We start from the raw sequence: 19,743 nt of genomic DNA, 5'->3' as shown, positions 1-19,743 counted from the left end.
CGGGCGGCGACCTGCGCGCGGTCATCGAGGACCGCGCGAAAAAGCTCGGCTTCGACAGCTTCGCCGTCACCCGTCCCGACGCCGTGCCGGGACTGGCCGGCCGCCTCGCCCATTGGCTCGCGGAGGGCCACCACGGCGAGATGGCCTGGATGACCGAGCGCAGCGACCAGCGCGCCGACCCGGCCGCGCTCTGGGGCGGCGTGCGCAGCATCGTCATGCTCGGTCTCAATGCCGGGCCCGAGCATGATCCCCTCGACAACCTCGCGCGAAAGGACCGCGGCAGCATCGCCGCCTACGCGCAGCGCCGCGACTACCACGAGGTCATCAAGGGCAAGCTGAAAGAGGTCGGCGGACTCCTCTCGGCCCGCAGCGGGCATTCCGCCAAGGTGTTCGTCGATACCGCGCCGGTGATGGAAAAACCCCTGGCGGAGGCCGCCGGCCTCGGCTGGCAGGGCAAGCACACGGTGCTGGTCTCGCGCGAACACGGCAACTGGCTGCTTCTCGGCGCGATCTACACTGCCGCCGAGCTCGAACCCGACGCGCCGGGCCGCGATTCCTGCGGCTCCTGCCGGCGCTGCCTCGACATCTGCCCGACGAACGCGTTCCCCGCGCCCTACCGGCTCGATGCGCGGCGCTGCATCTCCTACCTCACCATCGAACACGAGGGACCGATCCCGCACGAATTCCGCGAGTCCATCGGCAACCGGATCTTTGGGTGTGACGACTGCCTCGCGGTGTGCCCGTGGAACAAGTTCGCCGTGCAGGCCGGGGAGGCGAAGATGGCGGCTCGGGCCGACCTCGCCTCGCCGGCGCTGGCGGATCTGGTACGCCTGGACGACACCGGCTTTCGCGCGCATTTCGCGGGGACGCCGATCAAGCGCACCGGGCGTGATCGCTTCCTGCGCAACGTGCTGATCGCGGTCGGCAATTCTGGGGATGCGGCGTTGGCCGAGGAGGCCGTGCGGTGTCTCGACGACCCGGCCCCGGTGGTACGCGGGGCCGCCGTCTGGGCGTGCGGGCGGTTGCTCGACGGGATACGGGTGAGGGCGCTTTACGCCGAGCATGCGCCGGGCGAGAGCGACGCCGACGTGAAACAAGAATGGCGCGCCTTGAACCCTCCCCCCTCTGCGGGGGAGGGTGGCCCCTGCGTCAGCAGGGGTCGGGAGAGGGGTGCGCCCTCTCCGGCACCGTCGCCCCCCTCTCCCGACCCGCTTCGCGGGCCACCCTCTCCCGCAGGGGAGAGAGGGAAGGCCCGGCGGACCACTCCAGCCCCAACCGGAACTCCAACCGCATGAACCTCTTCGTCTTCGGCCTCGGCTACACGGCCCGGCATTTCGCCGAGCGCGAGCGGGCGCGCTTCGCGACCGTGCGGGCCACCGTCACGGAAGAGGCGCGGGCGGAGGCGATCGCCGCGGAGACAGGGTTCGCCATGCGCGCCTTCGGCCCCGACACCGACGACGACCGCATCGCCGGAGACCTCGCCGACACCGACCTGCTGCTGGTCTCGGCCCCGCCGGGCCGAGAGGGCGACACCGTCCTCGCCCGCCACCGGGAGGCCATCGCCGAGAGCCGGATCGGCTGGATCGGCTACCTCTCGACCATCGGCGTCTACGGCGACCAGAACGGCGGCTGGATCGACGAGAGCGTCGCGGCCTTGCCGAAGAGCGGCCGGTCCAAGGGACGGCTCGAAGCGGAAGAGGGCTGGCTGGCGCTCGGCGCCGAGACCGGCAAGGCGGTGCAGGTGTTTCGGCTCTCGGGCATCTACGGCCCCGGCCGAAGCCCGATCACCAAGTTGCGCGAGGGCAAGTCGCAGCGGATCGTGAAGGAGGGCCAGGTCTTCAACCGCATCCACGTCGCCGACATCGCCACCACGCTCGCCGCCTCGATCGCGCGGCCACGGGCGGGCGCGATCTACAACGTCACCGACGACGAGCCGACGCCGCCGCAGACCGTGATCGAGCACGCCGCGGCGCTCACCGGCCTGCCGCTGCCGCCAGTGGTCGATTTCGAGACAGCCGAACTCAGCCCGATGGCGCGCAGTTTCTATGGCGAGAACAAGCGCGTGCGGAATCGCCTGATCCGCGACGAACTCGGGGTGCAACTCGCATTCCCAACCTATCGCGAGGGTCTGGCCGGCCTGCTCGACGACGCGAAGGGCTGAGGACGCCTGCTCTACTCGGCCGCCGGAAAGTTCAGCGACAGCAGCCGGGCCGTACGCACTCGAGCCGTACCGGGGCTCTCGGCCAGGGGCGCTACGACGCCGAGGCTGCGGCGGGCGTCGTCCAGCGCGGCATGGACGGCATCGATGGCGAGGATCAGCGCGCTGAGCACGCGGGTGTCGATCGAGCGCTCGCGGGCCTGACGCACCACGTCGGCGACGAGCCCGTCCATCTCGCGGCCGATGGCGGTGAGCGCTTCGATGCTTTCCGCGTTCCGGACCTCGGCCAGGATGTCGAGCAGGCGGTCGAGCACGCCGTCGACGCGCTCGCGGCGCTTGCGGGCGAGACGCTGGCCGAGCCAGGCGAAGGCGGAGCCGATCGTGCCGCCGAAGAACGCGAGCAGGTAGATCCAGTCCTCGTAGCGTTCGAGGAACGTCTGCTGCTCGCGTTCGAAATAGTCGACGGCGCCGGGGTGGTTCGGCAGACGTGCGCTCGTCGCGGTGACGGTGGTCTCGTATTCCGGCGCCTTGACCTGGTTGGCCAGCGGCGTGACCGCGGCGAGCCGCGGCCGCCACTCGAACAGGTGCTGAACCACCGAGGCCACCGCGACCCGACTCACCGAGCCGCGCGCCATCAGGCGGTAGGAGACGCCCAAGGTCTCCACATCCTCTTCCGGCAGCTTCGGGCGGCCGCCGAAGGTGCCGGCCGGCACCGAGATCGGCTGCAGCTCTGGAAAGCGCTGGATGATCGCCTTGCCGTCCGGCACGCCGACGAGCGTCACCTTGCGGTCGGTGGAGGCCGCGGCGACGGCGCGCACGACGGACACCGCCGGCTTGGAGGCGGGCGAGGCGATCACCGCGACGGCGTCGACCCGCTTCTCGTCGAGCGCCGCCTTCACCTCGGAGGCCTTGAGTGGGACGATGCCGACGCGGCCCGCGCCGAGGGCGTTGCCGATGGCGGCCTCGCTGCCCGTGGCGGGCACGAAATCGTAGAAGTCGAGCAGGTGGTTGATGAAGCCGAGGTCGGCCTCGTGGCGGACGAGGACGCCGAGGCGGCGCTTCGAGAGATCCGGGAAGGTCTCGATGCCGGAGGATTCGGGCGCGGCGACGATCAGGGCCTCGTCGTGCAGCACGGCGAGCGTCAACCCGTTATCCGGCAGCTTCACGTCCGGGCGCACCACGGCGAGGTCGGCGCGATTCTCCTGAAGCGCCCTGGCGCTGTCCTCAACGCCGTCGAGCGGCAGCAGGTTCAGGCGGATGTCTTCGCGGTTACGCGAGAGCGCCTTCGCATAGGCGTCCATCAGCGCCGCCTCGGCGCCGTCGCGCGGGCCGACCGCAACGGTGAGGGTTGTCGGACGGGACAGATAGACCACGGCCCCGGCGACGGCCGCGAGGCCGAGAGCGAGCAGGACGAGGAGCCATTCCCGCCTCATGAGGAAGGCAGACAGGAAGGCGGCGACGGAGCGCCGAAGCGATCGTTGCGGCGTGCTATCCATACCGAAATCATGGATCGGAAACCTGTCCAGATCGTGAAGAACCGATGAAGCCCCGGAATGTTGCGCCTGGAGCGAAAGCAAGACCCACGCCTCCCGTCACGGCCGCGTGGCTGGAGCGCGTCGCCCTGCACTACCTCGACCGCTACAGCGCCACGCAGGAGATGCTGCGCCGCGTACTAGCCCGTCGCGTGGCCAAACGCTCCCGCGAGCGCGACGAGGATCCGGGCCAGCATTCCGGCATCATCGACGAGACCGTCGCCCGCGCCGTGCGCGCCGGCCTCGTCGACGACGAGCGTTTCACCACGGCCCGCCTCGCGACATTGCGCCGGCGCGGCGCCTCGACCCGCGGGGCCGGAGCGGCGCTCGCCGCCAAGGGTGTCGACCGCGCCGTCGTCGAAGCCGCCTTCGCTGCCGAACAGGAGGAGGCGGAGGATAGCGGGACCATCGAATCGACGGCCGCGCAGGCCTATGCCCGCCGCCGCCGCCTCGGCCCGCATCGCAGGGCGGAGGCGCGAACGGCCTACCGCGAACGCGATCTCGCGGCGATGGCGCGGGCCGGGTTCTCTTATCCGGTGGCGAAAGCGGTCATCGACGCGACCGACGACGGGCCGGACCCGTAGAGACAGGCCTCGACTTCGCGGCGTTGCGCACCACCTCGATCTCCATTGCGCAACCATCCCGATGCAAGGAGTACCGAATGACCGACCGCCACGCGAGCGCCCACTGGGAAGGCGACGGCAAGTCCGGCAAGGGCACGATCACGACGCAGTCGGGCGTGCTCGACAAGAACCCCTACGGTTTCAACACCCGCTTCGAGAACGAGCCCGGCACCAATCCGGAGGAGCTGATCGCGGCGGCCCATGCGAGCTGCTTCACCATGGCGCTCGCCTTCCAGCTGCAGGAGGCCGGCCTCAAGGCCGACGCCCTCGACACCAAGTCGGTGGTGACGCTGGTCAAGGACGGTGACGGCTTCAAGGTCACCAAGTCGGCCCTGACGCTGACCGCGAAGATCCCCGGCATCGACCAGGCGAAGTTCGACGAGTTGACCGGCAACGCCAAGACCGGTTGCCCGATCTCGAAGCTGCTCACCGCCGAGGTCACGCTTCAGGCCACGCTCGACCAGGGCTGATCGGTCACACCCCTTCGCGCGGCCGGAGGCGTGGTTCCAGCGCCTCCGGCCTTGTTCGCACCGGACGGGACGTTCATCTTCCGTTCGATGGATGAAGCTCTCGCCAAGAAACTCCGCGTCCTTGCGGATGCCGCCAAGTACGACGCGTCCTGCGCCTCGTCGGGTGCACCGAAGCGCAAGGCCGGCAAGGATGGACTCGGCTCGACCACGGGCGCCGGCATCTGCCACGCCTACACGCCGGACGGCCGCTGCGTCTCGCTCCTCAAGATCCTGCTGACAAACTATTGCCTGTTCGACTGCGTCTATTGCGTGAACCGGCGCTCTTCGAACGTGCAGCGCGCCCGCTTCTCGGTCGATGAGGTCGTCACACTCACTATCGAGTTCTACAAGCGCAACTACATCGAGGGCCTGTTCCTCTCCTCCGGCATCATCCGCTCGCCCGACTACACGATGGAGCAGATGACGCTGGTGGCGAAGAAGCTCCGGCGCGAGCACGGCTTCCGCGGCTACATCCACCTCAAGTCGATCCCCGAGGCGAGCCCCTGGCTGATCGAGGAGGCCGGCCTCTACGCCGACCGGCTCTCGATCAACATCGAGCTGCCGACCGACGAAAGCCTGAATCAGCTGGCGCCGGAGAAGAGTGGCGCCACGATCCAGCACGCCATGGGCCAGATCGGCGAGCGCATCGTCGAGGCGAAGGCGGAGAAACGGCGCTTCTCGCCGGCCGGGCAATCCACCCAGGTCATCGTCGGCGCCGACGCCACCGACGATTCCGCGATGATCGCCAAGAGTTCGTTCCTCTACAGCACCTTCGGCCTGAAGCGCGTCTACTACTCCGCCTTCAGCCCAATCCCCGACGCCTCCTCGGCCCTGCCGCCGCAGGCGCCCCCGCTGAAGCGCGAGCACCGGCTCTACCAGGCCGATTGGATGATCCGGTATTACAAGTTCTCGGCCCAGGAAGTCGCGGACGCCACCGACGGCGGCATGCTGGCGCTCGATGTCGACCCCAAGCTCGCCTGGGCCCTCAAGAACCGCCATCTCTTCCCGGTCGACGTGAATCGCGCCGACCGCGAGATGCTTCTTCGGGTTCCGGGTTTGGGGACCCGCGCGGTCGACACGATTCTCAAGGCGCGCCGCCATACGTCGCTTCGTCTCGACGACGTCGCCCGGCTGACTTCGGGGCTGAAGCGGGCACGGGCGTTCCTGATCGCGGAAGACTTCAAGCCGAGCGCGGGGAGCCAACGGCTCGACTTAAGGGCACAGTTGGCGGAGCCGGCGCAGCAGTTGAGCTTGTTTTGATGCCGAGCGTGCTGCCGTCGAACCCTTCCCTCTCCGCAGGAGAGGAGAGAGGGGTTTCCGTCGCCTCACTCGCCCCCGGCGCCGATCTCACGGGCTTCCGCGCCGCCGCCCGCCGCCTGATCGCCGCCGGCTTCCCCCCCGAACACGTGCTCTGGCAGATCGGCGAGGCGCCGGGCCTGTTCGACAGCGCCGTCGTGCAGACCGGAGGCCCGCCGCTCAGCCTGCCCCGCGCCGTCGCCGCCCTGATCCCGATGGTGGTGCCCCACCGCGACCCGGAGCGCTACGCCCTGCTCTACGCCCTGATCTGGCGCGTCACCCGCGGCGAACGCGCGCTGCTCGAGGTCGCGAGCGATCCGCTCGTCCACCGCCTGCACCTGATGCGGAAGGCGATCGGGCGCGACCTGCACAAGATGCACGCCTTCCTGCGCTTCCGCCGCGTGGCCGGCGGTGTCCGCGAGACCTTCGCGGCCTGGTTCGAGCCGGACCATCACATCCTGGAAGCGGCCGCACCGTTCTTCGTCGACCGCTTCCGCGCCTTCGACTGGTCGATCCTCACGCCGGAGGGCTCCGCGCATTGGGACGGCGAGACCGTCCGCTTCGGCCCGCCGGGCCGGCGCGAGGACGTGCCGGACGGCGACGGCTTCGAGGCGGGCTGGCAGGGCTATTACGAGAGCACCTTCAACCCGGCCCGGCTCAACCTCGACGCCATGCGGGCCGAGATGCCGAAGAAGTATTGGAAGAACATGCCGGAAACGGCCGCGATCCCGGCCCTAGTCCGGCAGGCCGCCGCCCGCACCACGGAGATGATCGAGAGGCCGCCGCAAATGCCGATCAAGCGCGATCCCGCAAAGGCCGTCGCCGCGATGGCCGACCAGAACCCGACCTCGCTCGACGAGCTCAACGCCATCATCAAGCGCTCGGAGCCTCTGGTGCCCGGCGCGACGCAGGCCGTGCTCGGAGAGGGACCTTTGGGCGCCACGATCGCCTTCGTCGGCGAGCAGCCGGGCGACCAGGAAGACCTGCAGGGGCGCCCCTTCGTCGGGCCGGCCGGACAGCTGTTTTCACGGGCGATGCAGGAGGCGGGGCTGACGCGCGGCGACGCCTACGTCACGAATGCGGTGAAGCACTTCAAGTTCACCCAGCGCGGCAAGCGCCGGATCCACGAGAAGCCGACGGCCGGCGAGGTCAGCCATTACCGCTGGTGGCTCGATCGCGAACTGGAGTTCGTCGGGCCGAAGATCGTGGTGGCGCTCGGGGCGACGGCGGTGCTGGCCCTGGCCGGCAAGGCCGTGCCGATCACGCGTAATCGCGGACCCTTCGCTTTCGGCGGCAAGCCCTTCCAGGGGTTCATTACCGTCCACCCGTCCTACCTGCTGCGCCTGCCGGACGAGGCTGCGAAGGCCGCGGCTTATGCGGCCTTCGTGAACGATCTCAAGCGCGTCGGCGACTTGGCGACCTGAGCCCCACCGATCACGTCAGGGCGTGGTCTTCCACGGCATGATCATGCGCGGGCCGGCGGTGGCCTCCTTGAGAGCGCTACCGGCCTCGGCAGCCTCGATCTCGTCCTGCGTGGCGAGCTTGAGCTTCACCGCCATGACCTTGCGGGCCTGATCGGCCGGCATCGCGCCGAGCGGCACCATCATCGCCAGAAGCTGTCCACGCGTCTTCCTGTCGACCATGCGCGAATGCTTGACGTCCTCGAAGTCGCTCATGCGATGGCGTTTTTCGGAGCCGCCGGTGAACACCTTCGGGCCACCGGGCATCACGACGATGTCGCCGGGCCGCAGCGTCTTGTCTTCGAGGAGCGCCTTGGTCGGGTTGTCGAGAATCGCCTTCTGATCGACCGGCTGCTTGCCGAGGATCTTGTCGGGATCGCCCTTGACCGCTTCCGCGCGGGGCAGGGCGGCGTAGCGCGTCTTGAGCTTCCAAGCATGCCGCCGATCGGAACGGGCACGACGACGATAGCCGTCGCCATAGGCGCCTTGGCCGCCATAGGCTGGCGCGACAGGGGCCGCCTGTCGCGGCTGGGCACCGAACAACATGTCGAAGAAGCTGCCGCCGTCCTGGGCATGGACGCCGACGGTCATGACGATCAAACCGGCCGCGGCAAGACCGACGGCGAGAGGCTTTCGAGCGCGGGCATTCCAGTGCAAGCGCATGCCTTCTCCCTTACGGCTCCGCCAAGCTGGGCCGACCCGATTTCAACGGAAGGATGCGCTGGAGGGTTCCGCGCACGCAGCGATTAAATCTTAAATTATCATGAACGCGTTTCTGGACTGGCGAATATTTATTCGAAGCTTCGACGGCGATCGCGGCAGCGATCGACAGCTTGTCCCTTCGCGCCTCGCTCCACACGAAAACGGCGGTGCTCCTGCTCCGCCGCACGATGCCGCCGCGGCGATGCCCCGTGGGCTATCGGCTCTCGCTCGGGTCGTCGGCGGGGTCGATGTAGTCGACACCGAAGGGGCCGGAGCCGTTCACCTGCAGCTCCACCGGCTGGTCCGTGGTCCAGAGCGAATGCGGCATCAGTTCCGGCAGGTAGACGAAGCCGCCGACCCGCAGCTCTTTGCCCTTGGTCTTGTCGACCGTCTTGCCGTGCTCGTGGAAGATCGCGCCGCCGAGGATCGTCAGCGTCTCGGGCTTCGAATGGGTGTGCGGCGCGATCAGCGTGTTGGCGGGAAACTTGATCCGCAGCGCGAACGGGCCGGGCTTCGAAGGGTCGCCTGAGAGCACCGCGAGCTGCGTGCCCTTCGGCAGGTTCGCCGGGCCGGGACCGTATGTCACCGACGCCGCGTCGGGCGTCTCCACCAGTCCGTGATCGTCGGCCGCGAAGGCCGCGCCGGAGACCGCGAGCGAAGCGAAAGCAGCGAGCAGGCCCGATCTGACGTGTTTCCTCATCCTGTTCTCCCGTAACGTCTTCGTTGAAAGCGGGCGATCCCGTCGGCATCGAGAACGCCCGGCCCGCGGCTCCGTTGCCCATGGCGACGGTGGCGCGCCCGCGCGCGTCCCTCTAGACAGGGCCACGACCCGCACAAGAGTCCGACCGCATGACCGCCGAGCCAGACGCCCAACCGAAGAAGCCCGTCGGCGACGGCGATCAGGTGATCCTGGTGGACGGCTCGTCCTTCATCTTCCGCGCGTATTTCCAGTCGATCAACCAGGACCAGAAGTACAACACCCGGCCCTCGGACGGCCTGCCGACGGGGGCGGTGCGGCTGTTCTGTACCAAGATCGCCCAGTTCCTCCAGGACGGCGCGGCCGGGATCAAGCCGAGCCATCTCGGCATCGTCTTCGACAAATCCGAGAACTCGTTCCGCAAGGCGCTCTACCCCGAATACAAGGCGCACCGCCCCGACGCACCGGACGACCTCAAGCGGCAGATGCCGCTGATGCGCGACGCGGTGCGCGCCTTCGGCCTGCACGCCATCGAGATGGACACGTACGAAGCCGACGACCTGATAGCGACCTATGCGCGGCAGGCCGAGGCGCGCGGGGCCGGCGTCATCATCGTGTCCTCCGACAAGGACCTGATGCAGCTCGTCTCCGAAAAGATCCGGTTCTACGATTTCGAATCCGGCGCCAAGGGCAAACCGGGCTATCGGCCCGAGCGCAACCTCGATTGCGAGGCCATCGTCGCGAAGTGGGAGGGGCTGAACCCGGACCAAATCGGCGATGCGCTCGCGCTGATCGGCGACACCTCGGACAACGTGCCGGGCGTCCCCGGCATCGGCCTCAAGACGGCCGCCGCGCTGATCAAGGAATATGGCGGCCTCGAGCCGCTGCTGGAGCGCGCGGGCGAGATCAAGCAGCCGAAGCGCCGCGAGACCCTGCTCGCCAACATCGAGCAGGCCCGGCTCTCGCGAAAGCTGGTGGCGCTGGTCGAGGACGTCGCCGTGCCCGTCGGTCTCGACGACCTCGGCGTGCCGCAGCCCGACCCGCAAAAACTCGTCGGCTTCCTGAAGGCGATGGAGTTCAACACGCTCACCCGCCGCATCGCCGACATGCTGCATGTCGACCCGGAGAAGGTGAAGCCGGACCCCGCGCTCGCGCCCGGGGCAGGGGACCCGCACAGCGACGTGCCCTTCGACGATCCCGAGACCGAGGCCGGCGGCGCCGAGCGGGGCCCCGGCGAAGCCCCCCCAGACGTCGACCCCTTCGCCGGTCTCGATCTACCCGATGCGCCGACTGCCAAAAAACGCGGCCCGGCCGAGCCGACACCGTCCACCGTCGTCAGCGCGCGCGCGGCTGAATCCGTCAAGCCGTTCGACACCGCCGCCTACGAGACCATCCGCTCGCGCGAACAGCTCGATGCCTGGATCGCCGAAGCGTTCGAGGCGGGCGTGGTCGCCGTCGACACCGAGACCGATGCGCTGGACGCGCAGCGCGCCGGCCTCGTCGGCGTCTCGCTCTGCGTCGGCGCGGGCCGCGCCGCCTACATCCCGCTGGCCCACATGGAGGCCAAGGGCGGCGGCGACCTGTTCGGGGACAAGGGCGCGTCTGAGATCACCGAGCCGGTCGCGGGCCAGATCCCGCTGAAGGAGGCGATGGCGGCACTCAAGCCGCTGCTGGAAGACCCCGGCACGCTCAAGATCGGCCAGAACATCAAGTACGACCTGTCGGTGCTGGCGCGCTACGATATCGCCATCACGCCCTTCGACGACACCATGCTGATCTCCTACGTCCTCGATGCCGGCAAGGGCGGGCACGGCATGGACGAGCTCTCCAAGCGCCATCTCGGCCACACGCCGATCAGCTTCTCCGAGGTCTGCGGCACCGGCCGCAACAAGATCACCTTCGAGCGCGTACCCCTGGACAAGGCCACCGCCTACGCCGCCGAGGATGCCGACGTGACCTTCCGCCTGTGGCGGATGATGAAGCCGCGGCTCGCGGCCGAGCGGCGCGTCACCGTCTACGAGACCCTGGAGCGGCCGCTGATTCCCGTGCTCGCCCGCATGGAAGCGGAGGGCATCCGCATCGACCGCAACATGCTGAGCCGCCTCTCGGGCGATTTTTCGCAGATCCTGGCGCGGCTCGAAGAGGAGATCCAAGAGGACGCCGGGGAGAAATTCCAGGTCGGCTCGCCGAAGCAGATCGGCGACATCCTGTTCGGCAAGATGGGCCTGCCCGGCGCCAAGAAGACCCCGTCCGGCCAGTGGGCCACCCCCGCGACTCTTCTCGAAGAGCTGGCCCAGGCCGGCCACGACCTCCCGAAGAAAATCCTGAACTGGCGCCAGCTCTCGAAGCTGAAATCGACCTACACCGACTCGCTGCAGGAGCACGCCGACCGCTCGGACGACCGCATCCACACCTCGTTCGCGCTCGCCGCGACGACGACCGGCCGGCTCTCTTCCTCCGAACCAAACTTACAGAATATCCCGATCCGCACGGAGGAGGGCCGCCGCATCCGCAAGGCCTTCGTCGCGCCCGAGGGCACGCGGCTGATCTCGGCCGACTATAGCCAAATCGAGCTGCGGCTCCTCGCCCACATCGCCGACATTCCGCAGCTGCGCGAAGCCTTCGAGCAGGGCCTCGACATCCACGCGGCCACGGCCTCCGCCATGTTCAGCGTGCCCCTCGACCAGATGACGAGCGACCTCCGCCGCAAGGCGAAAACGATCAACTTCGGCATCATCTACGGCATCTCGGCCTTCGGCCTCGCCGACCGCCTCGGCATCGGCCGCGAAGAGGCCTCGGCCTTCATCAAGCAGTATTTCGAGCGGTTTCCCGGCATCCGCGACTACATCGACACCACGAAGAAATCCTGCCGCGAGCACGGCTACGTCAAGACGCTGTTCGGCCGCGTCTGCCACTACCCGCAGATCCGCTCCAACAACCCGAACGAGCGCGCCTCGGTCGAGCGCCAGGCCATCAACGCCCCGATCCAGGGCACCGCCGCCGACATTATCCGCCGGGCGATGATCCGCATGGAGGGAGCCTTGAAGGCCGAGCGCCTGAACGTACGCATGTTGCTGCAGGTGCACGACGAACTGGTGTTCGAGGCGCCGGAGGAGGAGATCGCAGCGGCGATCCCGGTGATTTCACGGGTGATGGTGGAGGCGCCGGCGCCAGCTGTGGTGTTGCGCGTGCCGCTGGTGGTGGAGGCGCGGGCGGCTGGGAATTGGGAGGAGGCGCATTGATCAAATGGCGTCCCGGCAAGACCTCGTAAGGCTATCGACCTTCGAAGGCTTTATCCGACCCGATAAGGAAATCCCGTCCATTTTTCGGAACCGGAAATCCATACCCATCATCGGGATCGATCCAGATGAGCGCCCCGGATTCATGATGCTTGCTCATGTAGATATCGATACCGATTTTTTGCAGTGCCAAGTGCAGCGCCTGAATCGTGTCCAATCCGGCGGCAAAACTTTTCCTCGTGACTTCCGGCCAATCGATCTCATATCGACACATCCAGCTGTCGCCGTCTTGTTCAGGTGCAAATAGACGAACTTGAACCGGATGTCGTACGCCATTTTCTTGAACACTGAGATTGCGGGTCGCGATGATCATTTTCCCTCGTCAATAATTCAGCGGCGGAATATCGTGACCACGCTCACATGCCACGAGACGAACCATTGCCTGGGAGTAGCAACTCCGCAAGCCGACCATTTTACATTGAAAGACATCACGTTTGTACTGATCGTCACAGAAATCCTGAGAATTCTGAGCGAGACGTATTCGTGGGTTTTGCCGAGCTTGGCGGCTTTTCGATGCCTCTGATCCGTCGTCTCCTGTCCACCGACCTCCATTGGGTTGGCCTGCAGGATTGCGAGGCTGGCTTGGATTATATCCTTTCTGACCGAGTGCGTGCCGCACAAGTGCTGTCTTCAGTTTGAGACGCGCTAGATCTATACGCGCAATTTGCAAAGCTCGATCAAAGTCTAAGTGACGTGACATCGCGCAAGCCTCCGAAGATTGGCCCTTCTATCCAATCGCCATCGGAATGTCAAGATTTAAGTCCTACGATAGGTGAAATGGCTTCGCGCTCCCGTCAGGGGCTCGACCGTCCTCGGAGTTACAGAACCATTCCGTTGGTGGTCTTGATACATCGCGGCACATCGAAAGTTTCCCCGCATGCGCGGTACTGTTAGATGCGCATCCCAATGCCCCACACCGTCGCCGCCCTCTACCAGTTCACCCCGCTCCCCGACGCCGCCGCGTTGCAGGCGCCGCTGCAGGCCCTGTGCGGGTCGCTCGGCATCACCGGCACGCTGCTGCTGGCTGGGGAGGGGATCAACGGGACGGTGGTGGGGTCGGCGGAGGCGATCGACGCGTTCCTGAGCGAACTGAACGCCCCGAACCTCTTCGGCGGGCGGCTCGACAACCTCGAATATAAGCTCTCGACGGCGGAAGGCCCGCCGTTTCGCCGGCTCAAGGTCAAGCTCAAGCCCGAGATCGTCACCTTCGACGACGGCGCCACCGATCCGGCGCGCGGCACGGGCACCAATGTCGCGCCGGAGGATTGGAACGCCCTGCTGGAGCGGCCGGACCTGCTGCTGGTCGACACCCGTAACGCCTTCGAGGTAGCGCTCGGCACGTTCGAAGGCGCCGTCGATCCCGGCCTGAAGACCTTCGGGGAGTTTCGTGCGTTCGCGGACGAACTCGACCCGGCGGCGACACCGGAGATCGCGCTGTTCTGCACCGGCGGCATCCGCTGCGAGAAGGCCGGGGCCTATCTCAAGGGGCGCGGCTTCGCGACCGTGCATCTCCTCAAGGGCGGCATCCTGAAATACCTGGAGACCGTGCCGGAGGCGGAGAGCCGCTGGACCGGCGACTGCTTCGTTTTCGACGACCGCATCGCGCTCGGGCCGGGCCTCGTCGAGCGGCCGGACCACCCGCCGGAGGCCCTGCGCTGATGACCGACGCCCGCCTCGACCGCCTCGAGATCCGCCTCACCGAGCAGGAGGCCGTGATCGAGGACCTGAACGCCACGATCACCGCGCAATGGCGCATGATCGACAAGCTCACCCGCAGCGTCGAGCGCCTCGCCGCCCAACTCGAAGAAGCCTCCGCCCGCGGCGCCGGCAGCGGCCCCGAGGCCCCGCCACCGCATTATTGAACCGCCCGCGACGCTTGCGAAACCCGGGCGCTTTCCGTAACGCTCCCGGCCGTTGCCCGGGCGGTTAGCTCAGTTGGTAGAGCGTCTCCTTTACACGGAGAGGGTCGGCGGTTCGAGCCCGTCACCGCCCACCATGCCGGCTCACAACGGGCTGGAACGAAATCTAGACGGTTACGCGGTAGGGTTGCGGAGGATCGGACGGAGCCCTGCACCATGCTTTTGCGACCTCGGCGGTCACCGGCCGCCGGCTATCGGGCCGCCGACCAGGATTTCGACGCCCTGATCGGGCGCATTCGCCGTCTTGCTGCGCATCGCGGCTACGATCGCGATGCGCTGATGAGCCCGATGCTGAGGCGCCTGATGCCGGCGAAGCGGCCCTCCAAGGATCCGGCGGCGGAGACGGCCGAGTTGCGCAAGCGCCTCAAGGAGGCCGGGCTCGACGCCAACGCCCTGGATTATCTCCTGAGGTCGGTCGAGACCGAACTCGACTTCGCCCGGCTCCGGCTGACCTGAACCGTTAGTCCGGGTCAGTTCCGGCTCGGTGCGCTCATGTCCGAGGCCGGCGGTGCGCCGGGCTTGGCGCTGGCCTGCTTCTCGGGGTGGCGCACTTGGCTGTAGGCGACGCTGCCGAAGGAGCCGAGGATCGCGGTCCAGCCCGGCTTGTCCTGCTGGCCGGCGGCCGTCCCGGCCCGGCAGAAGGCGGCCTGCAGGCCGTTGACGATGTCGTCGTCGCTGGCGCCGGTCGCGGCGGCCTTTACCTTCGGCACGATCTGGGAGAGACGCGGCACGAAGTCGGTCTGCGAGATACCCTTCAGGGCGTCGGCGACGCCGGCCTCGTCGAAGGCTGTCTTGAGCTTGTCCGGGGCGATCTCGGCGCAGGGCGCGGTGCCGGCCAGCATCGTCTTCGTCGCCTCCTTCGCCGTCGAGACGGCAGATCCCGCATTCATGACCGGAGCGCTGTTGCCCCAGGAGTTGCGGACGTAGTCGGTGACCTCCTTGACCTGCTGCTCGGTCATCTCCTGGCCGATCGCCGGCATCGGCGCGTAGCCATTTTGGGCGGCAAGCCCACCGTAGATCACGCGCAAAACCGATTCCGGCCCCTTGGTCTGGACCGAGCTGTTGCCTGCGAGCGCCGGGATCGCCCCCTCGACACCCTTGCCGTCCGGCCGGTGGCAGGAGGAGCAGTAGGTCAGGTAGGTCTCGCCGCCGGGCGCGCCGGGCTGGTTGTATGCCTGCAACTCCTGCTGCTTGAAGGTCTTCTTGGCGGGCACCGAGCGCAGATAGGCGACGATCGCCTTCAGGTCGGCATCGGTCATCTTGGAGAGGGACTCGTCGATGGTCTGGCGCATCGGCCCGGCGGCGACGCCGGGGTGGTTGCCGGGAGCGGTGCCGGTCTTGAGGTAGGACACGACCTCTTCGTCGGTCCAGGCGCCGATGCCCTGCTGGTCATCGGGGGTGATGTTCGGCGCGTACCAGCCGTCGATGACGCCGCCGCCGAGCTTGCCCGCGAGGCTCGAATTGCCGACGAGCTTGTTCTCGTTGTGGCACATGCCGCAATGGCCGAGACCTTCGACCAAGTATCCCCCGCGGTTCACCTCGGCGCTGGCGTTCGGGTCGGGCCTGAACTCACCTTCCTTGAAAAAGGCCGTCCGCCATGTGATCAGCGCGGAGCGAATGTTGAACGGGAAGTCGATCCCGTTGTCCTTCTTCTTCTCGTTCACCGCCGGCAACGACTTCAGATATGCGAAGATCGCCTTGGTGTCGTCGCTCGTGACCTTGGTGTACCAGCCGAAGGGAAAGGCCGGGTACAGGTACTTGCCGTCCTTGCCGATGCCGTGCCGGAACGACTTCTCGAAGTCCTCCTCGGTCCAGTTGCCGAGGCCGGTTTCCTTGTCCGGGGTGAGGTTCGGGGTCATGATCACGCCGATCGGCGTGTTGAGCGGGTAATTGCCGGCGAACGGCTTGCCGCCGGGGGCGGTGTGGCAGGCGACGCAGTCACCGGCGGTGGCGAGATACGCGCCGCGCTTCACCGGATCCGTTTCAGCGCCCTGGGCGGAGGCGGGGGGAGGAGCGAAGAGGCCGGCACCGATCAGCAATCCGAATGCGAGCGCGGTGCGATGGGCCATGAAGCGCGTCTCCGTGTGCCGGGCAGATTTAAGGTGAAATCATTCCAGGCTGGGTCCGGGCGGTGAACGCTGCTGTCTCGGGCGATGTTCCCGGCTCGCTCGACTGTGATCTGCGACGAAGCGCCTCCGGCTGTTCATCCCGTAACCTGAGACACAGGTCCGTGAGGTGCGCGACGAGCGATGCCAGCAGAAACCCGGCGATCACCGTCCAGTCGGCACCGGTGAGCGCCGCGCGTACCGCCAGCATCAGCGACGCGCCGGAGGCGAGGTTGCCGATCAAGGCGAGCGGCGAGGGGCCGCGTCCGCGCCGCCAGCGCCAGACCAGCAGCGCGACGGCCTCGAGGGCGACGAGCACGAGGATGCCGTCGACGATGCGGCCGCTGGCAAAGAGCTCGGGCATCGGTTCAGGCCTCCCGCAGGCGCGGATTGAGCTGCACGATCCGCAGGTTGAGGAAGGTCGCGACGCTGACCCAGCCGAGATAGGGCAGGTTCAGGAGCGCCGCCACGAGCGTGACGCGGCCGGTCACGAGCACCAGGGCGAGGATCGAGAGCCAGAGCAGAACGACCTCGACCAGCGCGAGGTCCGGCCGCCGCATCCGGAAGAAGATCACGCTCCAGGCGATGTTCAGCACGATGTTGACGCCGTAGGCCGCGATCAGGGCGCCGCGGGCGACAGGGCTCGGATCGCCGTTCCAGGCGAGCACGCCGGCCGTGGCCGTGAGCGCGAAGATCACGGTCCAGACCGGGCCGAAGGCCCAGTCCGGCGGCTTCCATGCGGGCTTGCGCAGCCCGCCGTACCACGCGTCCGTCGTCGTCGCGACGGCGCCCGCGACTGCGACGAGCACCGCCACGATCGCTGCGACCAGGGGAGGGACCCAGCCGTCCCCGAGGAGTGCCGTCACGGAGAGACCCAGCGGAACAGGTGCGCGAGGTCCTTGAAGAAGATTTTCATGTGCGCGACCGGCTTCTTCCGGACCAGCTCCTTGTTCATGTAACTGTCCCAGGTGAGCTGCTGGACGTCCTTGTCGCGGCAGATCGAGACGAAGCGCTCGCGCAAGCCGTCGTTGCGGTACCAGAACCACTGCATCATGCCGAGGATCATGAAGACGCGGCCGTGCAGCTTCATGAAGCGGCGGCGCGCCAGGGCGAGCGAGCGGGGATCGCCGGTCCGCAGGAAGACGTCGGCGGCTTCCGCCGAGAGGCGCCCGCCGAGCATGGCGTAGTAGATGCCTTCGCCCGAGGCCGGGGCGACGACGCCGGCGGCGTCCCCCGCGAGCAAGACGTCGCGGCCGTTGTCCCAGCGCTTGAGGGGCTTCAGCGGAATCGGCGCGCCCTCGCGTCGCACGGTCTCGCCGGCATCGAGGCCGCTGGCCTCGCGCAAGGCCCGGATCGAGGAGCGCAGGGAAAAGCCCTTGTGGGCCGAGCCGGTGCCGACGCTGATGGTCTCGCCGTGCGGAAACACCCAGGAATAGAAGTCCGGCGAGTGCTTGCCCTGGTAGTAGACGTCGCAGCGCGTCGCCTCGTAGTCGCCGCTGCCGTCGGCGGGGCGCCTGACGATCTCGTGATAGGCGAAGACCGACTTCATCCGGTCGTGGCCGGGGATCTCGGCGCGGCCGACCGGGGAGGTCGCCCCGTCGGCGCCGATGACGAGGCGGGTGCGGACGGAGTGACGGGCGAGGTCGCTCCCCTTGCCGGTCGTGTAGTGGACGATGGTCGCTCCCTGCCCATCGCGAAGGATGCGGTCGTAGGAGGCCTCGCGCAATTCGGCGCCGGCCAGCGCGGCGCGGTTGCGCAGCCAGGGGTCGAAATGCTCGCGGTCGACCATGCCGACGAAGCCTTCGCCGATCGGCATGTCGACGCGCTTGTCCTTGGGCGAGATCATCCGGGCTGAGCGGACGCGGGCGACGATGAGGTCGTCGGGGATCGCGAAATCGCGGATCAGGCGCGGCGGGATCGCGCCGCCGCAGGGCTTGATCCGGCCCGGTTTGTCGAGAAGCAGCACGCGGCGCCCCGCCCGCGCGAGGTCGGTGGCCGCGGTGGCGCCGGAGGGACCACCTCCGACCACGACGACGTCGAAGACTTCAAGATCGACAGGAGACTCGGACATAGGAGCTACCTCGCCTCAAAACCGGGATCGAGCTGAAAGGTCGCCGCCTGCGTCAGCGGGTTGGCGCGTCGCGCCGTGGCCGGGGCGTGCTCGATCCGCATCGCGATGATCGCGGCGCCGACGAAGAGCACGGCCTCGCCGGCGAAGACCGAGGCGTAGGCGTAGGTCGGATCGGTGGTGACGAGCCGGGCGAAGTCCACGGCCGCCGTGCCGAGGAAGCCGCCGGCCCCGAAGGCGATGCCCTGGGCCGCGCCCCAGACGCCCATGCGGGTGCCGCGCTCGGCCTCGCCGCCCTGGCCCGCGAGCCCCATCATCGATCCGATCGCGGCGACCGCGTAGACGCCGTTCGAAAGCCCAAGGGCGAACACCGCCTGCCGCAGGGGAAAGGCCGCGCCGACGGGTCCGCCGGCCGCGATGGCGCCGAGCGCCACGGCCGAACCGAGGCAGCCGATTGCCGTCCAGAGCTTCAGCGAGCCGAAGACCGGGCCGCCGATGCCCATGGTGATGCCGGCTACCAGCAGCATCCCGGCGAGCACGCCGCCATGCTGGAGCCCTGAGAGCTTGGTGGTCGCGCCCGGCGTCATCTCGAAGATCAGGCCGGCATAGGGTTCGAGGATCAGTTCCTGCGCGCTGTAGGCCAGCATCGACACGAAGATGAACACCGTGAAACGCCGCGAGATCGGCTCGGCCCAGACCCGCGCCAGCACCTCCATGAAGTTCTTGCCGGTCTTCGCGTTCGCGGATGCCGCGACTGAACGCGGGGGCTCGATCCCGGTGACGGCCAGCACGGCGACGAGGAAGGCGATGACGGAGACGGTACCGGACACCGCCATCAGCCGCGCGCCCGAGAACGGATCGAGGAAATGGCCGGCGAGCGGTGCGGTCACCGCGAAGCCGACGATCATCATCACCCAGACGACGGTGGCGGCGGCGCCCCGGCGGCGGTCGTCGACGCCGGTGGCGAGAAGCACGAGCAGCGAGGTGCCGGCGGCGCCCGCGCCCATGCCGACCGCCAGGAAGGAGAGCACCGCGAGCGCGAGCCCGGCCGCGACGTCGGTTTCGCAGAGCGCCGTGGCAGCGGCCGCGCCGAAGCCGCCCAGCGCCAAAGCCGCCATGCCGCCGACGATCCAGGGCGTGCGGCGGCCGCCTCTGTCGGAGCCGTAGCCCCAGCGCGGGCGCAGGATCTGCACCGCGTAATGCAGGGCGACAAGGGCGCCGGGCACCATGGCCGGCAGCGCCAGCTCCACCACCATCACGCGGTTGATGGTCGAGGTCATCAGCACGACCACCGCGCCGAGCGCCGTCTGGACGAGGCCGAGCCGGACGATCTGAAACCAGGAGAACGACAGAGGGGTCATCGCAGAGCGCCTGT

General features: G+C 68.0%; 19 protein-coding genes and 1 tRNA gene. 11 read left to right on the top strand and 9 right to left on the bottom strand.

What is annotated here, in order from left to right; all coding sequences use genetic code 11:
- The first annotated feature begins 11 nt into the window (after positions 1-11).
- Both queG and MFF07_RS05885 read left to right on the top strand, forming a co-directional pair.
- The gene (gene queG, locus MFF07_RS05890; protein WP_147813431.1) at positions 12-1,295 is read left to right on the top strand and encodes a tRNA epoxyqueuosine(34) reductase QueG; all 1,284 of its coding nucleotides are present in this window, start codon (positions 12-14) and stop codon (positions 1,293-1,295) included.
- On the top strand, positions 1,292-2,161 hold the full coding sequence (locus tag MFF07_RS05885) for an SDR family oxidoreductase (RefSeq protein WP_147813314.1): 870 nt from the start codon (positions 1,292-1,294) through the stop codon (positions 2,159-2,161). The genes queG and MFF07_RS05885 overlap by 4 nt, the downstream gene beginning before the upstream one ends.
- A gap of 11 nt (positions 2,162-2,172) precedes the next feature.
- Here the strand turns inward: MFF07_RS05885 and MFF07_RS05880 are convergent, their stop codons facing one another.
- Entirely contained in the window at positions 2,173-3,591 is a 1,419-nt protein-coding gene (locus MFF07_RS05880; RefSeq protein WP_147813433.1) for a TAXI family TRAP transporter solute-binding subunit, read from the bottom strand.
- 107 nt (positions 3,592-3,698) lie between these two features.
- Here MFF07_RS05880 and MFF07_RS05875 point away from each other — a divergent pair, with 107 nt between their 5' ends.
- The 4 genes from MFF07_RS05875 to MFF07_RS05860 all read left to right on the top strand — a co-directional run bounded on the left by MFF07_RS05875 (position 3,699) and on the right by MFF07_RS05860 (position 7,542).
- Positions 3,699-4,274 (top strand): RecX family transcriptional regulator, encoded by a 576-nt coding sequence (locus MFF07_RS05875; RefSeq protein WP_147813316.1) that lies wholly within the window; start codon positions 3,699-3,701, stop codon positions 4,272-4,274.
- 77 nt (positions 4,275-4,351) lie between these two features.
- Entirely contained in the window at positions 4,352-4,783 is a 432-nt protein-coding gene (locus tag MFF07_RS05870) for an OsmC family protein (RefSeq protein ID WP_147813318.1), read from the top strand.
- A gap of 87 nt (positions 4,784-4,870) precedes the next feature.
- The gene (locus tag MFF07_RS05865; RefSeq protein WP_238231077.1) at positions 4,871-6,082 is read left to right on the top strand and encodes a putative DNA modification/repair radical SAM protein; all 1,212 of its coding nucleotides are present in this window, start codon (positions 4,871-4,873) and stop codon (positions 6,080-6,082) included.
- Positions 6,082-7,542 carry a UdgX family uracil-DNA binding protein gene (locus tag MFF07_RS05860; RefSeq protein WP_147813322.1) on the top strand — a complete coding sequence of 487 codons (1,461 nt, stop codon included), beginning with the start codon at positions 6,082-6,084 and terminating at the stop codon, positions 7,540-7,542. The genes MFF07_RS05865 and MFF07_RS05860 overlap by 1 nt, the downstream gene beginning before the upstream one ends.
- A 15-nt stretch (positions 7,543-7,557) precedes the next feature.
- Here MFF07_RS05860 and MFF07_RS05855 read toward each other — a convergent pair whose 3' ends face one another.
- Positions 7,558-8,241, bottom strand: a complete 684-nt coding sequence (locus tag MFF07_RS05855; RefSeq protein WP_147813324.1) for a hypothetical protein — start codon at positions 8,239-8,241, stop codon at positions 7,558-7,560.
- Between the two features lie 253 nt (positions 8,242-8,494).
- Positions 8,495-8,980 (bottom strand): cupin domain-containing protein, encoded by a 486-nt coding sequence (locus tag MFF07_RS05850; protein WP_147813326.1) that lies wholly within the window; start codon positions 8,978-8,980, stop codon positions 8,495-8,497.
- A gap of 149 nt (positions 8,981-9,129) precedes the next feature.
- Here MFF07_RS05850 and polA point away from each other — a divergent pair, with 149 nt between their 5' ends.
- Complete coding sequence (gene polA / locus MFF07_RS05845) at positions 9,130-12,219, top strand: DNA polymerase I (RefSeq protein ID WP_147813328.1); 3,090 nt, start codon at positions 9,130-9,132, stop codon at positions 12,217-12,219.
- Between the two features lie 31 nt (positions 12,220-12,250).
- On the opposite strand, the gene MFF07_RS05840 is transcribed toward polA, so the two are convergent.
- Entirely contained in the window at positions 12,251-12,589 is a 339-nt protein-coding gene (locus tag MFF07_RS05840) for a DUF6968 family protein (RefSeq protein WP_147813330.1), read from the bottom strand.
- A gap of 593 nt (positions 12,590-13,182) precedes the next feature.
- Between MFF07_RS05840 and trhO the strand changes: the two genes are divergently transcribed.
- The 4 genes from trhO to MFF07_RS05820 all read left to right on the top strand — a co-directional run bounded on the left by trhO (position 13,183) and on the right by MFF07_RS05820 (position 14,651).
- A complete protein-coding gene (gene trhO, locus MFF07_RS05835; RefSeq protein ID WP_147813332.1) occupies positions 13,183-13,935 on the top strand; it encodes an oxygen-dependent tRNA uridine(34) hydroxylase TrhO in 753 nt (250 codons plus the stop codon).
- A complete protein-coding gene (locus MFF07_RS05830) occupies positions 13,935-14,138 on the top strand; it encodes a SlyX family protein (RefSeq protein ID WP_147813334.1) in 204 nt (67 codons plus the stop codon). The genes trhO and MFF07_RS05830 overlap by 1 nt, the downstream gene beginning before the upstream one ends.
- Positions 14,139-14,196: 58 nt before the next feature.
- Positions 14,197-14,272, top strand: a tRNA-Val gene (locus MFF07_RS05825).
- 79 nt (positions 14,273-14,351) lie between these two features.
- On the top strand, positions 14,352-14,651 hold the full coding sequence (locus MFF07_RS05820; protein WP_147813360.1) for a hypothetical protein: 300 nt from the start codon (positions 14,352-14,354) through the stop codon (positions 14,649-14,651).
- A gap of 14 nt (positions 14,652-14,665) precedes the next feature.
- On the opposite strand, the gene MFF07_RS05815 is transcribed toward MFF07_RS05820, so the two are convergent.
- The 5 genes from MFF07_RS05815 to MFF07_RS05795 are packed head-to-tail and all read right to left on the bottom strand — an operon-like array spanning position 14,666 to position 19,729.
- The gene (locus tag MFF07_RS05815; RefSeq protein WP_238231075.1) at positions 14,666-16,264 is read right to left on the bottom strand and encodes a c-type cytochrome; all 1,599 of its coding nucleotides are present in this window, start codon (positions 16,262-16,264) and stop codon (positions 14,666-14,668) included.
- 28 nt (positions 16,265-16,292) lie between these two features.
- Entirely contained in the window at positions 16,293-16,664 is a 372-nt protein-coding gene (locus MFF07_RS05810) for a hypothetical protein (protein WP_147813364.1), read from the bottom strand.
- Positions 16,665-16,668: 4 nt separating this feature from the next.
- The gene (locus MFF07_RS05805) at positions 16,669-17,166 is read right to left on the bottom strand and encodes a TspO/MBR family protein (RefSeq protein ID WP_147813366.1); all 498 of its coding nucleotides are present in this window, start codon (positions 17,164-17,166) and stop codon (positions 16,669-16,671) included.
- Positions 17,163-18,371: a geranylgeranyl diphosphate reductase gene (locus MFF07_RS05800; RefSeq protein WP_147813368.1), complete on the bottom strand. Its 1,209-nt coding sequence runs from the start codon at positions 18,369-18,371 to the stop codon at positions 17,163-17,165. Before MFF07_RS05800 ends, MFF07_RS05805 begins: the two co-directional genes overlap by 4 nt.
- A gap of 5 nt (positions 18,372-18,376) precedes the next feature.
- A complete protein-coding gene (locus MFF07_RS05795) occupies positions 18,377-19,729 on the bottom strand; it encodes a BCD family MFS transporter (protein ID WP_147813370.1) in 1,353 nt (450 codons plus the stop codon).
- Positions 19,730-19,743: the final 14 nt, after the last annotated feature.

Origin of the sequence: Methylobacterium thuringiense, assembly GCF_022179645.1 — a bacterium.
GTDB lineage: Bacteria > Pseudomonadota > Alphaproteobacteria > Rhizobiales > Beijerinckiaceae > Methylobacterium > Methylobacterium thuringiense.
Note: the sequence above shows the minus strand (reverse complement) of the source record. Positions and strands in the feature narration are given on the sequence as shown.

Excerpts from the sequence above, each read along its gene's own strand:
- MFF07_RS05815 (WP_238231075.1), bottom strand. The coding sequence starts at position 16,264 with ATGGCCCATCGCACCGCGCTCGCATTCGGATTGCTGATCGGTGCCGGC.
- MFF07_RS05880 (WP_147813433.1), bottom strand. The coding sequence starts at position 3,591 with ATGAGGCGGGAATGGCTCCTCGTCCTGCTCGCTCTCGGCCTCGCGGCC.
- trhO (WP_147813332.1), top strand. The coding sequence starts at position 13,183 with ATGCCCCACACCGTCGCCGCCCTCTACCAGTTCACCCCGCTCCCCGAC.
- MFF07_RS05850 (WP_147813326.1), bottom strand. The coding sequence starts at position 8,980 with ATGAGGAAACACGTCAGATCGGGCCTGCTCGCTGCTTTCGCTTCGCTC.
- MFF07_RS05840 (WP_147813330.1), bottom strand. The coding sequence starts at position 12,589 with ATGATCATCGCGACCCGCAATCTCAGTGTTCAAGAAAATGGCGTACGA.
- polA (WP_147813328.1), top strand. The coding sequence starts at position 9,130 with ATGACCGCCGAGCCAGACGCCCAACCGAAGAAGCCCGTCGGCGACGGC.
- MFF07_RS05885 (WP_147813314.1), top strand. The coding sequence starts at position 1,292 with ATGAACCTCTTCGTCTTCGGCCTCGGCTACACGGCCCGGCATTTCGCC.
- MFF07_RS05865 (WP_238231077.1), top strand. The coding sequence starts at position 4,871 with ATGGATGAAGCTCTCGCCAAGAAACTCCGCGTCCTTGCGGATGCCGCC.
- MFF07_RS05830 (WP_147813334.1), top strand. The coding sequence starts at position 13,935 with ATGACCGACGCCCGCCTCGACCGCCTCGAGATCCGCCTCACCGAGCAG.
- MFF07_RS05860 (WP_147813322.1), top strand. The coding sequence starts at position 6,082 with ATGCCGAGCGTGCTGCCGTCGAACCCTTCCCTCTCCGCAGGAGAGGAG.
- MFF07_RS05800 (WP_147813368.1), bottom strand. The coding sequence starts at position 18,371 with ATGTCCGAGTCTCCTGTCGATCTTGAAGTCTTCGACGTCGTCGTGGTC.
- MFF07_RS05875 (WP_147813316.1), top strand. The coding sequence starts at position 3,699 with ATGAAGCCCCGGAATGTTGCGCCTGGAGCGAAAGCAAGACCCACGCCT.
- MFF07_RS05855 (WP_147813324.1), bottom strand. The coding sequence starts at position 8,241 with ATGCGCTTGCACTGGAATGCCCGCGCTCGAAAGCCTCTCGCCGTCGGT.
- MFF07_RS05870 (WP_147813318.1), top strand. The coding sequence starts at position 4,352 with ATGACCGACCGCCACGCGAGCGCCCACTGGGAAGGCGACGGCAAGTCC.
- MFF07_RS05810 (WP_147813364.1), bottom strand. The coding sequence starts at position 16,664 with ATGCCCGAGCTCTTTGCCAGCGGCCGCATCGTCGACGGCATCCTCGTG.
- MFF07_RS05795 (WP_147813370.1), bottom strand. The coding sequence starts at position 19,729 with ATGACCCCTCTGTCGTTCTCCTGGTTTCAGATCGTCCGGCTCGGCCTC.
- MFF07_RS05820 (WP_147813360.1), top strand. The coding sequence starts at position 14,352 with ATGCTTTTGCGACCTCGGCGGTCACCGGCCGCCGGCTATCGGGCCGCC.